This is a genomic window from Candidatus Melainabacteria bacterium (genome assembly GCA_003963305.1).
In the GTDB taxonomy this organism is placed as follows: Bacteria; Cyanobacteriota; Vampirovibrionia; order Obscuribacterales; family Obscuribacteraceae; genus PALSA-1081.
Window position 1 is genome coordinate 91318 of record RXJR01000011.1, and the last position, 13518, is coordinate 104835.

A 13518-nucleotide genomic window follows, 5' to 3' on the forward strand; every position below is an offset into this window, starting at 1 on the left:
ATAATCGACGGCCCGTGGAACATTTTAGGAGAGTGTATGGTTGGCGCGGCGACAAATCTGCGAACCTGATCCTCCCACGGATGGTAGATCCGGACTAGAACGACAGAGCATGACCATGGAAAGCACGTGTCCAGTATGTAAAAAGCCCTACGATGGCGTCGTCTGCACTCAGTGCACGGTCACCGACCTCGACATGGGTGGTCTGATGGCTGGTGAAGGTCTTCGACTGAAGAGTGATGAGGAGCCCGGTGATGCTCACGCTACGGCATATCTCGTAGATCTTGTGTCGAATCGAAAGATTCCTATTACAGCGCCGCGATGCAAAGTCGGGCGTGATGATCTAAATGACATCGTTATCTCCGGCGACCAGTCAATTTCTCGATTCCACTTCGTAATTACTAAAGAGAACGGTCAATACATGGTGCAAGACGGAAAGAGCCGACACGGCACTTTCCTCAACGGCAATCAGATCACCGTGCCCGAACCGATTCACGATGGTGACGTGCTCAAAGTAGGCGTGTCCCTTTTCTGGTTCGTTATCGAGCAAGTTGTTCCTGCCAGCGCACCCGAAAAGTTTGCGCCGGTTGACGTTGCAGCCATGGCGAATGCTGACGCAGAGCAACAAGAGCTGGAATTCGAGTTGCCTGAGCCTTCCAACCAGCAAGGCACAAGAGAGATGAATCTCCCCGATGCCGCAAATGTAACTATCAGTGCAAAAGGCGAATCGCCGAAAACATCCTCGGATAAAGGCGAAATCACGGTCGCGATGCTGCTTGACCCGTTGCAACAGAAAGAGCTGAACAATGCCGTAAGTAAGGCAGCGGAATCTCAGAAAGCTGAGCTAGCGGCCAAGGCAGACGATAAAGCTGAAATCTCGGCCGAAGCAAAAAGCGATGCGAGCAAATCTGAAACTGCCAAGACAGAAGACACAGCAGCAGAAAAAGCTGCAGAAAAAGCAGCTTCAGAAAAAACAGATACGACCCCAGATGTGGTGGCAGCCGACGAGAAGAAATTTACGGAGTTCGACGACGCCTACGGTCAACAAAAATCTTTCGGCGATTACACTTACGGAATCAACGATCTGTTCGACCCACTGAACAAAGTGGCCAGCGCGATCAGTGCTGCTCGCGAAGAGGGCGCCGCTAGTGATGAGAAGACTGCAGAAATTTCCAGCAGTGCAGCTGATGAGAAGTCGGACGTGAAGGCAGAATCGAAAGAGCTGGAAGCTAATAAGCAAGAGCAAGCGGAAGAAGTAAAAGTCGACGCCGCTCCTGCGGAGAAAGAGCAAGAGCCGATTATCGCCTCGACCACGACCACTGAAGAGCAATCGAAATCAGAAGAAGTCAAAGCCGAAGACGTCAGATCCGAGGACGTCAAAGCAGAGGAAGTCAAAGCCGCGGACGAAACAAAAGCAGCTCAAGACTTCGAACCATTGCATGAAAAAGCAGAAACAGTCGAGCCAGAATTGGCTTCTGCATCTGCCTCTACTCCATCCACACTGGATAAATTCGCCGAAATCATCGACGAAGTTTCCAGTAACACTGAAAAGAAAATAGAAGAACCTGCGTCGTCTTTAAAACTCAACTTTCAATCATCGGGTGATAAGGTCGAACGCGAAGAATCGAAACACGAGGACGAAACGCGGGTACAAGCCTCAACAACAAACGGTGAATCACAGACCAGCAACGGAGCAAAAGGTATGAGTATAGTTAAAGAAGCGGGCTCGAGCACAGTACCAGAATGGTGCAAAAAGTACTTCTCTTCTGAGCTTAATTCACTCAGCAAAGAATTGACAGAGCTGAACGAACAAGTTCGTCTCGCGCAGCAAAAAATCAAGGAAGTGGAAAGCCGAGTTGCTCTCACCAAAGGGTTGCGTAATACGCTGCTCACATCGCAAGGTGAAGAACTGGTCGAAGCCTGCGGAAAGGTTCTGACGATGCTGGGATGGCGCGTCAAAATCTCCGAAGAAGATAAACACGAGCTGCGTCTGGACACTGGCGAAGACAAAAACGTTTCCATCGCTCGAATCGTCTGGACAGAAAGCCAAGCCGATCGGACACACCTCGGACAGCTGTCTATCTCGCAGACGCGCTACTGGTGCGAACAGGGAGTTGAGCCGAAGGGCATTCTGCTCGTCTGCAAGAGCGGCGACAGTGCACCGGCACCGCTCGGTTCTTCAGATTTCAACAGCGAACTTGCTGAGTACGCATCGAAGAAGAATGTCTGCTTGATGACGACGCTGCAGTTGCTGGCGGTCTACAAAGAGATCGCATTGCATGACGGCAGCGCCGATACAGTGCGGTCGACAATTCTAGCCAGCAGTGGTTGGTTGCCTGGTTTCAACCTGGAGCCGGGAGCCGAGTCTGCGGAGAAAGAAGAAAGCTCCGGCACAAACAAACTGAGTTCTTTGCTTTCCGCTTAGCCGACAGAGCACCAAGAGTAATTGAGAGGCATCACCACTGGTGGTGCCTCTTCTGCATGCGGGACGCATGCGTTCCATGGACTGCGGGGCTCAGCGTTCCATGGACTGCGGGGCGCAGCGTTCCATGGACTGCGGGCGCAGCGTTCCATGGACTGCGGGGCTCAGCGTTGCATGGGGTTCGGGTCGCTTAATTCTTGGTTTCAGTTAGTTGCTTCAGTTCTGTTCCGTGCAACTTCGAGGCGACTGTAGCAACCTGGGCTCCTATATTCTTGATTGCACTCTGTTGCTTTTCGTCTTTCATTGTGCCGTCTTCAGCAAATGCTTCGTTTGCTTTTGCCACTGCCACCTGCTCAGGAATAACAGTGCACTTAATGTTGCCGAAGATGGAACGCACTGTGACCAGTCCCCTCAGACCACCAAGGGCACCAGGCGAAGCCGCCATCAAACCAACCACCTTCTTATCGAAACACGCAAGCGGACTCTCGCCAGGCACAGGTCTGGACACCCAATCGATAGCATTTTTTAGCAGCGCTGAAATTGACGAGTTATATTCAGGAGACGAGACCAGAAGTCCATGATGTTCGAGAAAAATTTTCTTGAGCTTCTTAGCATTTTCAGGAAGTCCTTCTTGCGTTTCCAGGTCGCCATCGTAGATTGGCATGGGATAATCCCGCAAGTCTATGAAGGTTACTTCTGCTCCCGCGCCACGAGCACCCTCTGCTGCAACCTTGACCAGCTTTTTATTGAAAGAATCGCTCCGTGAGCTACCTGCGAATGCCAAAATTTTGGTAATTGACGCCATGATTCAACCTCGCTTGCTATTCATTTAAGGCAGGTAGTTTAACCGATCCGAAGGCATTGCTCCAAACGCTGATGAACTCAGCAAAACAACCTGGTTCAGCACAGGTCTCAGACAGAAGTCCAAAATATGAAGTGCAGATGGACAAACTGTCTGGCAGAATTCGACGCCGTTCCATTTAATGCAAAGGCGCTCGACTTGGGGTACACCTAACTTGTAGTCCGAAAGCTACATTTCCTCCTCACGCTGAGCACAGGTAAAAATAAATGCCAATTCTGCTTGATTGCAGAGACGATGGGTCTCTGGCTTGTTTTCTGGATGGTGACCTTCAGTTTGACAGCCGCGATGAGCGCATCTATCACGAGGCATTGGCTTTGCCGGCCCTGGCGATCGCTGAATCACGCGGCGTTCAATCGCTGAGAGCCCTGATCATCGGCGGAGGCGATGGACTGACGGCGAGAGAACTGCTTAAATCAACCAAAGTGCACACGATCGATCTCGTTGATTATGATGCCAGCATGATAAAGCTGGCCCGAAGCGAATTTGCTCGCTTCAACGATAGCAGCCTCAACGACCAACGGGTCACCGTGCAAATTGAAGACGGCAGAGATTTTGTCAAACGCGCACTTGCGACTGGCACCAAATACGATATCATTATAAGCGATTTAACAGCCGCACACGATGCCGATGCAGCTCAACTGCACACGGTGGATTTTTATAGACAGTTGCGCGAATTGCTCGGCAAGCACGGCGTGCTCTCCGTCAACAGCGCGTCGCCGTCGGGGACGCCGGAAGCATACTGGTCAATTTTCAACAGCCTGTTGACCAGCGCACTTAACCCGCGTCCTTACTGCATAACGTTGCCATCATTCGCGGAACAGGGGTATGGCTCAGATTGGGGATTCATCCTTGCCTCACCGCAATCGATTCAAGCTGCCGATTTTACAGATTGTCTCAGTTTCGCAACTCCCCGGCACGAGTTGAAAGATGTTCAACAGGTGCACCAACTTTTCCTCATCAATGAGAATGTATTTTCGAGGCAAGCCACTACATGCGCCGCTAATGGCGAGAGCGACATTCTCGTGCATTATCTCTTCAACCCACAACCGATAACTTCGGCGTCCGACACATTCATCGACATGTTGTCGTTTGATTTAAATCAGCTTACTGCCCCGCAACATTCGGGCAGCTACCTTCTGCCACAAGAGGTGCGTCAATCGCTTTCGCAGTGGCAGGATGCACCGCAACGACAGGAAGAACTGCTTTCTGAAGTCTTCGACCTTATGCCGGCGCTCAGACGTTTCCAGACGCGAGAAATGATAGACGAATTTCTCGTCAAGCCGGCCGCGTTTCTCGCTCCAATAGATCTACGCGGATTGGTGAACGCGCTTCTCACCAGGGTTTCAGAGCTGCCAGAGAAGCTCGTACAAGAGTTGGATTTTTTGAAAGAGAAAATCGAGGAGTTGGCTGGCGACCACGAGCAGCTGCTGGCGCTGGGATTGCGTTCTCTGACGATTATCGCGGTGGTGGTGATCATTGGCAATCTCATGTATCCTGACGCGGTCTACGCCAAAGGACACGCCGATGCGCATGCAGCAGCCCACTCAGCCTCCCATGCAGGACATCGCGGACATGGCTCCCGCGGTTATGGCTATGGATACGGCTCAAGCTACACATACAACAACAATGTTGGACATTGGGGTCCATGGTATACAAACAGCAATGGCAAACGAGTGCGAAACTGGATCCCGTAATGTCCATTACTCTCAAGGATTTAGGTGAAGTAGAACCTGACTCAACTCTGGGCAAACAGTGGGATCGGCTGGTGCAATCAAACCCTGCTTCGGGTTTTATGCAAAGCACCCACTGGGCACAGTTCAAGCGGCAGATGGGCTTGAAGCCATATCATCTAGCATTGCTTGCTGATGACGAACTGTTCGGTGGTGGGATTTTTTACGCGGCGCCCAATATGAAAGGAGCGGGTTTTCTCGTCGCTCCCGATGGTCCTGTCTTGCCCTGGCACAACGATGAACTTGCGGCCCGAGGTATGGAGTTGCTGGTAGAGTCCCTCGCAGCAGAAGCCTCGACATCGGGCTCGATGGCGCTAAGGATTGCGCCTCGCCTCGGCGCGCAGTTGCCGCCGGCTCTGCAGGAATTTTCCCGATCGCCCCTGCGCTTGATCGAGAATAAAACAATGTTTCTAGACTTGCGCCCGGAGCCTGAAATTCTCCTTGAAAAAATGAAGCCGAAAGCCAGATACAACATTGGTCTCGCTCGCAGGAAAGGGGTGACCGTGCATGAGGAGAGTTCTCTATCAGCGGCTCGGAAGTTCTATGCAGTGATGCAGTCAGTCGCTGCGCGTAATGAAATATTTGTTGAGCCGCTTTCTTATTTCATCGCCTTGATTGACACTCTATGCGCGCCTGGTCTGGCCAGAGTACTGTTTGCGGAGCACGACGGTGAGATACTGGGCGCTTTAATCATGGTAATTTTCGGCGAGCGCGCCACTTATCTGTATGGTGGCACCACTGATACCAAACGAAATTTCATGGGCGGTTACGCTTTGCAGTGGGCAGCAATTGAAACAGCACGAAAAGCGGGAGCGAAGACTTATGACTTCTGGGGTTACGATTCGGCGTCGTCGCCCGATAACAATTACGCAGGATTTTCGCGCTTCAAGAGCCAGTTTTGCGGAGAGTGCATTGAATTGTCGGGTGCCCTCGATCTCTATTTCATGGATCGCCTGGCGGATGTTGTGATCAAAGCAATCAACGAGATGGCGCTGGAAACTTGACCTGAATTGACTTTTGGGTTCGGGTCTACGGCCGCAAAGGTGGATGCTTCTTGATGAAATCGACGAGTTTCTGTGGGTTGTCGGATATCGTGATCATCTGCGCATACGGATGACCTACCGCCTGTTGAGCCAGGCATGAGTATACCTGAGACTGCAAATAGTGCCCTTCGCCAAGGAAAACCATGGGGCTGTAAAAGTTGAAGGTGGCGTAGTGGTTTTGTGCAGCGTCCATAAAGACTTCTTCGGTTGTAGCGGCACTACCAGGAGCAAAAACAACTCCATACATAGAAATAGCCAGCAGACCATCTTCCCGGATACTGTTGGAAAAATATTTACCGATGTGGGAAGCGAAAATATTTACTGGTTCATGCCCATAAAACCATGTGGGAACAGCAAGACTTTCAGCACCATTCGGATAAAGATCAACGACCTCGCGCGCACGTCCAATGTATCCTGGATCCATTGTGCCATCAGACTTTGAGTAATTCGGTGTTCTGGCCAAAATCGAGATAGCCTTGTCCAGCGCGTCATCGTCTGCGGTAGCAAGATAGGCGCCTAGATTCGCTGCTTCCATAATGCCGGGTCCACCGCCACTGGTGATGAAAAATCCAGCGCGAGTAAGCAGTCGAGCCAATTCCACAGTCTTTCGGTAATAAGGATCATCACGCGTAGCCAGGTGCCCACCCATGATCCCTACCGCCTTACGCACGGTCAATCCGGTTTCTTCATCGTATCCCAACAACTCCTTGATCGCCGTATCGATGGAGTAATCGTGAATACGTTGCGACAGAGCTTCCATGATGTCGGCATCATGTCCGCCATGCGCATCGAAATGTCTGTTAATTCGTACATCGAGACTGTTATTTTCGACGGGATCGTACCCTGTCATCAACTCTTGAGGTGAATACAGCGATGTACGATACGGGTTATACGGCAGCCCCACAAACGGCGCAAAAAATTGTGCACCTTTGCGCATCAGCACAGTTACTTCGTCGACGCTTTCCAGTTTGCATCCGAGAAACATTGTGTTTTCCGTATTCACTTGCTCCCAATTCACACAGAGAATAGCGACATCAAGCCCCTGAACAACGCAGTTTTTCAAAGAGCCATCGCGAATATGCGCGATAAACGTGTCTAAATCCCGAATGGTTTCGTACTTAAGTGGGCGAGGTTTAAGTTGTTGCACAAATCACCTAGTTGAGTCGGAGTCCTGAGATCTAAACGATTTTTCCCTTTCGGGATTGGGCGTTGCCATCGGCGCGCCTTCAGTATGATAAATGGGTCGCGATTCCGGCTCGGCTTCGGCTGTTCGGCGGTCTACGTCAATCGGCTTGACCTCAGTGCCTTGCTTGAGTTCATCGCTGCCATGCAAAGCAACCTTATCACCCTGGTTGATGTCGCCGAAGATCTCCACCATGTTACCCATCATCTGCCCACGCTTTACTTTTACCCATTCGATCTTATTGTCTCGGTTTATGCGACAGACAAAAGTTTCAATGGTGGAATTTGTTTCTACAGCAGTCAGCGGCACGAACATCGTCGGATGCTGACGCTTGGTGGGCCAATACACTTCGCAGAACATGCCGGGCAACACGCGATTATCGTGGTTCCAGTAATTCAGCTCAACGGGCATGGTTCGGGTCTTCTGGTCAAGATAATTTCCCAACCGGGCCACCGTGCCAGTGAATTTTTCACCGGGGTGAGTGGAGACAGTAAATTGCACTTTAGCACCGGGAATGACACCACTTGTGTCGATCTCCGGAACAGGAGCGATGATGCGCAACAGATTTAGCTGCTGAATGCGAACAATAGGCGGATAAGCGCCCTTGCCGAGCGGTCCGACGAAGCTGCCCACATGCATGTTGCGTTCAGTTATGTATCCATCGAACGGAGCTGCAATCGTCAAGTAATCGGCAATGTCTGCGTAGTTTTTGGTTGCTTGACCTTGCGAAACGACTGAGTTCTTCAGGGCAGTGACTGCATTTTGGGCCGCTCGTACATTTTCCTGCCATGCCCGCAGTTTTTCCCGGTCTGCAGCCACTATTTTCTCAAGTACGATCACTTCGTTTGCGGACACAACACCGGGCACGAGCGACGCTTCCTTTGTGCGCGTGTATGTATCGTTATCACCTTCCAACTTGGCAGTTACTTCAAGAACCTGCGCTTTTGCACTGGCAAGACGCGATTCAGCTTCATGGAGCTGCCCACTCACCGCTTGCGTCTTTGAATAAGCCTCATTAGTTTGTGCGTGCAATTCCGGTGCGATCAAGCCAACCATGAGCTGACCTTTTTTCACAACAGAACCGCGGTCTACGCCGATCCACTTGATGAAGCCAGGCACCTTCGGGTAAATCGCAACGTCCTGATAGGCTTCTATTTCACCTGGAATTTGATCCACGCGGTCTAGAGTCTTCAACTGCACTGCCACTACCGGCAGTTCTCGCACAGTATCTGTACTGTCACCTACAACTTCTTTAGTGGAGTTCGAGCAAGATGAAAGACTGAGCGAAAGACAAACGGGCAGTATGGAACGCACAAGAAAGGCAGCAACAGATTTAGCGGCAGTCGCAATCTTCCTGTCGAGCTGGTCGCTTCGCTCACGGCGGTATTCCTCGAAATTCCTGAGCGCTGAAATTCGAATTGTCATTGCATTCGCCTGCTTATTCATTGTCTGTTTCAGTTCCATTGCCTTAAACAATTCTCTCCTATTCGCCTCGATCGTCAGGGTGCATCGATGGTGATACCAATGAAGTCTTCTCTTGAATAAGGGCAAAAACCAGCGGCAATATTGTCAGGGCGGATATTGTCGATGCAGTCAAACCGCCGATCACTGCGCGACCAAGCGGAGCACTCTGCGCGCCGCCACCGCCCAGCGCGAGTGCCATCGGCACCATACCAGCCACCATGGCGATAGACGTCATGAGAATCGGACGCAAGCGCTCCTCGGCGCCTTTTAACGCCGCTTCCTCAGCAGACAAGCCGTCTAATCGATTACGTTCGGCGAAAGAAACAAGCAAAATTGCGTTTGAAACGCCGACACCAATAGCCATAATGGCGCCCATAAACGATTCCACATTGAGTGTTGTATGCGTGCTCCACAGAGCCAGAAGAACTCCAAAAATAATAGCCGGAGCAGTAGACAGAACAATGGTCGCGAGCCTGGGCGACTGGAAGTATGAGGTCAACATCAAAAAGATGACACAGATAGCCAGTCCCAAACCGCCAAACAAGTGATTGAAAGTATCTTTCAAAACAGGAACTTGTGCCCCTACTTTTGCACGAACGCCTCGGGGCGGTTTCCCTGCTCTGTCCAGAGCCTTCTCAACCTCCTCACCGACGTTGCCCAGATCCTTTCCGGAGATGTTGGCAGTTAAGGTCACCATTCTCATCATATTGTCGCGATCGTACTCACCGACGCATTTTCCGTACTGCACTTTGGCAACGTCACCGATCAATGGATGCTGGCGATTTTCGGAGCGCATAGCGGGAAACTGCTGAATGTCTTCAATCGACCTGATCTGGTCCTGCGGCACCTGCACCTGCACTTGATACGATACGCCGGTCTTTCTATCCATCCAGAAATTTTCCAGAATATATCGGCTTGATGATGTAGCAGGAACCAATGAATTACCGATTTGCTGCGGATTGAGATTAAACTGCCCAGCCAGTTCCCTGTCGATATTGATATCGACTGTAGGATAATCTTGCGGCTGACCGTACTGCAAATCGCGTAGATAAGGAATCTTCGCCATCTCATTTTTGACTCGCTCAGCAAAAATCTTGTTTTCGGTCAAATCCGGCCCCTTCACGATAACCGCGATAGGCGTGGGCGAGCCAAGGTTCATAATCTGACTGACGAGGTCGCCCGGTTCGAAAGAATATGCAACATCAGGCATGTCTTTTGCGAAGCGCTTGCGCAATTTGTCTTTGAATGCCGACAGCTCGATGTGAGCTTCCTTGCGCAGCTTGAAGTCCATAACCGCCTCGTGCGGACCACTGGTCCACAAGAAAACAGAGCTGATGACAAACTGCACAGGCTGCTGACCGGCGTATCCCAGACTGGCGATCAAGTTACCCGGTCCGGCTTCCTCTTTGATGATTTCGATAGTCTTCAAGACTTTCTGTTCGGTCACTTCAACACGAGTGCCGGTTGCAGCTCTGATGCGGATGCGAAACTCTTCAGCATCAGCACCGGGGAACAACTCGCGCCCGATCTGAGTGAAGAGGAGCACGCTCAGCGAAATGAAAACAACCAGATAGATTGGAATGATGACGTTGCGCAGAGGCATTCCGCGTCTGACCAGGCCCGCGAATCGGCGCTGAAATTTATGGAAGCCGCCTTCCTCGCCACCCTCTTTTTGCGCTTTGACGAGCCAAACCGCCATGACCGGAACTAGTGTGCTGGAAAGAAGGAAAGAGGAAACCATGGCGAATCCGACCGCCAGTGATAGCGGAACGAAAAGCGCACGAGTGATACCAGTCATGAAAAACGACGGCACGAAAACGGCCAGAATCGACATCATCGCCAGAAAGCGCGGCACCATCGTCTCGACACCAGCTGCAAGAGTGGCGCGCGTTATTGCTTCTCCTTTAGAAAGATGCACGTGGATGTTTTCAATATTTACTGTCGCTTCATCGACCAGAATCCCGATTGCAAGTGCCAATCCCGAAAGCGTCTGAATGTTAATCGTCTGCCCCGTCATCCACAACGCCACCGAAGCCCCCATCAGGGCGCAGGGAATCGTGGTGACGACGATCAGTGTGCTGCGTAAGTCTCGCAGGAACAGCAAGATCATCAAACCAGGCAACATAGCGCCGAGCGCTCCTTCCTGCAATACGTCTGCAATAGAATCAGTCACCTTTTTAGATTGATCGAACTCGTAACTGAGCTTCACATCAGGCGGGAGAATCGCCTGCATTCGTGGCAATGCAGCCCGCAGAGCATTGACAACAGAAACGGTGGAAGCGTCTGCTCTTTTGATTACAGGCACATAGACTGTGCGCTTGCCGTTGTATAAAGCGTATCCTGCCAGGATGTCACTGGAATCCGTGATGGTCGCGATGTCTCGCATAAATACTGTCGGTCCCGGTCCCATCTTGATGGGAAGGTACTCGAGCTGCTTGATATCTGGCAAGTCTGTATTGACCGGCGAAATGCGCATGTAATCGCCCGTGCGCACGTTACCGGCCGGGGTGATCATGTTGCCTGTAGCGAGGGCATTTACGATCATGTCTCCAGAAATATTGAATTGCCGCAGTTTTTGAGCATTGACATTGACAACGATAGTTCGCGCATTGCCACCCATCGGAGGCGGCGCGGATGCACCAGGTATGGTGCCCAGGTCGGGACGAACACGAACGAACGCCAGGTCCTGAATTTGATCGATTGTCTTGGTGGGGCTCGACAAGACGAGCTGACCAACAGGAAGACTGCCTGCGTCGAAGCGCAAAACAAATGGTTCTAATGTTCCGGGTGGCATCAGAGTTCTGGCGCGGTCAACCATGGCAACGGTAGTAGAAAGTGCTTCCGCCATGTTCGTGCCGGGGTGGAAAAAGATCTGAATCATCGAGATGTTCTGAATCGATTTCGATTCGATGTGATCTACGCCAGGAATGTAGAGGAAGTGAATTTCGTAAGTGGAGACAAGATATCCTTCCATCTGATCCGGAGCCATGCCGCCGTATCCCTGAACGACGTAGATGGACGGAATGTTCAGATCCGGGAAGATGTCTTGCTTCATCGTGCTCAAAGCCATAAAAGCAGCCAGGAAGAGACTGATGATGCCCACAACAATCGTAATTGGACGGCGCATTGACGCGCCAATAAGCCACATTATTTACTGCCCTCCGCACTCGCAACGAGGGACATGAACGGGCTCAAGTTGCCCTGAGCATATGCACACGCCAGGATGGATCGCCAGACGCGTACCTCCGCCACGGCGTCTTCGACCTCGGCACGAGCCAGAATTCGCTCGGCCTCGGCAACTTCAACAATGGTCGAAAGTCCCACTCGATATCTCTCCAGCGCTTTGATTTCGTTTTCTTTGGCAGCTTTGATTAAGACTGGCGTTTCATCAGCGATGCGCCTGGCATTTTCAAGCAAGATTTTCGCGCGCGCGTCTTTCTGCGCCAAAACCTGAAGTGCCAAATCATAGCTTGCTCTTTGAGCTTGCTCATTCTGGATCGCCATACGTTTCTGGGCTTTGATCTTGAAATAATCCATAGCCGGAAAACTTATGGACAGACCCGCCACCCAGTTAGCGACCTGGGGCAGAGCGCCATCCGCCACAGGTGAAAGAACATTGTTGCGCACGCCGCTGCCCCGCCCCCAGATGGCTGAGTGGAGCCAGATGTGAGGGTAGTATGTCTTGTTCAACACCTGCACTTGTGAGCCTGCAGTTTTGACTTCGGCGTTCCGCAAAATCGCGTAAGGATGCAAACCCAGGTCGACTACCTGGGCAACGAACAGTTTTGCCGGGCGTTTAATCCACGGCGAGTCTTCGATACCGATATAACTTCCTGCTAACCCCATCGATTCAGATAAATCAACACGGGCAAGCTCGGTTTCACGCTCCGCTTCTATCAGCGCAATACGCGCAAATGAGAGGTCAGCGTCGGCACGAGCAGCGTCTACTCCGGGTCTTAGCCCTTTGTCAACGAGAGTGTGCACGATCAACGCCCAAGCCTCCATGCGCTTGACTGTTGCCTTCTGGGCGCGAATCGTCTGTTTCGCTGCCACAGTCTGCAGATAGGCTTCGGCTGCAGCGGCAGCCACGTCAAGGTCGGTCAAACGCACCTGGGCGTTTGCGGCAGCGTAGTCTGATTTCGCCAGACCCACGTTGGCATGTCGCAGACCGAAGTCATACAACTCCCAAGAGAAATTGGCGCCGGCGTTGTTCGCCCAGACACTGCTAAGCGACGACCCGCGCTTCTCCGCCCCGGTTTGCATGGGGATGACATCCAGAGTCTGCGGAAAGATAGCGCCGGCGATGACGTTGGACGTGGTTCGCAACTCCTGGAAAAGCACGTCAAAAGTCGGCAAGTACGCCGTGCGTGCCAGGGTGATGCCGGCGCGGGTCTGCATGACACGCGCTTTCGCATGACGAATCGTGGGGAAGTTCCGCAGTGACGTGTCGACCGCCGCAGTCAGGGAGTAAAGCTGCTGCAAGGGCGCTCTCAGCGCCGGGGGCATCTCACCGGGCTCTTGCCCAGCCGCAAAACTGGGCGTTACAGTAAAACCGACTGAGAAACACACGAAGGCAAGGCAAGCCAAAACCAGAACTGGTAATGCGGATGCCCGTGACAGCTTCATCAAAAACGCAAAGGCGCAGGCCCTTGACACCTCGTCCTCCTGCCATCTCAGAAAGCGACCACGCCTTCCGACGAATACATACGATACCTAAAAGATAGCGAAAGACTATTAACAGGGATCAAGCTTCCATGTACTTATAGCTTTTCAACCGCTTCAGCCGAGGGCTTGAAAAGCTCCACGGGGATTTCACA

The 13518-nt window shown here is 51.8% G+C and carries 8 protein-coding genes; 3 read left to right on the plus strand and 5 right to left on the minus strand.

Annotated features, from left to right (window positions below; all coding sequences use genetic code 11):
* The first annotated feature begins 109 nt into the window (after positions 1-109).
* A complete protein-coding gene (locus EKK48_13865) occupies positions 110-2422 on the plus strand; it encodes an FHA domain-containing protein (GenBank protein RTL41446.1) in 2313 nt (770 codons plus the stop codon).
* Between the two features lie 187 nt (positions 2423-2609).
* On the opposite strand, the gene EKK48_13870 is transcribed toward EKK48_13865, so the two are convergent.
* Positions 2610-3224 carry an NADPH-dependent oxidoreductase gene (locus EKK48_13870; protein ID RTL41447.1) on the minus strand — a complete coding sequence of 205 codons (615 nt, stop codon included), beginning with the start codon at positions 3222-3224 and terminating at the stop codon, positions 2610-2612.
* Positions 3225-3487: 263 nt separating this feature from the next.
* Between EKK48_13870 and EKK48_13875 the strand changes: the two genes are divergently transcribed.
* Positions 3488-4975, plus strand: coding sequence for a hypothetical protein (locus tag EKK48_13875; GenBank protein RTL41448.1), 1488 nt, complete (start codon positions 3488-3490; stop codon positions 4973-4975).
* Positions 4927-6015: a peptidoglycan bridge formation glycyltransferase FemA/FemB family protein gene (locus EKK48_13880; protein RTL41449.1), complete on the plus strand. Its 1089-nt coding sequence runs from the start codon at positions 4927-4929 to the stop codon at positions 6013-6015. The genes EKK48_13875 and EKK48_13880 overlap by 49 nt, the downstream gene beginning before the upstream one ends.
* A gap of 25 nt (positions 6016-6040) precedes the next feature.
* Here EKK48_13880 and EKK48_13885 read toward each other — a convergent pair whose 3' ends face one another.
* From EKK48_13885 to EKK48_13900, 4 genes are read right to left on the minus strand one after another with little or no spacing between them, the layout of a single operon-like run.
* Positions 6041-7201, minus strand: coding sequence for a hypothetical protein (locus EKK48_13885; GenBank protein RTL41450.1), 1161 nt, complete (start codon positions 7199-7201; stop codon positions 6041-6043).
* Between the two features lie 3 nt (positions 7202-7204).
* On the minus strand, positions 7205-8713 hold the full coding sequence (locus tag EKK48_13890; protein ID RTL41451.1) for an efflux RND transporter periplasmic adaptor subunit: 1509 nt from the start codon (positions 8711-8713) through the stop codon (positions 7205-7207).
* Positions 8714-8720: 7 nt separating this feature from the next.
* A complete protein-coding gene (locus EKK48_13895) occupies positions 8721-11849 on the minus strand; it encodes an efflux RND transporter permease subunit (protein ID RTL41452.1) in 3129 nt (1042 codons plus the stop codon).
* The gene (locus EKK48_13900) at positions 11849-13357 is read right to left on the minus strand and encodes a TolC family protein (protein RTL41453.1); all 1509 of its coding nucleotides are present in this window, start codon (positions 13355-13357) and stop codon (positions 11849-11851) included. Before EKK48_13900 ends, EKK48_13895 begins: the two co-directional genes overlap by 1 nt.
* Between the last annotated feature and the right edge of the window lie 161 nt (positions 13358-13518).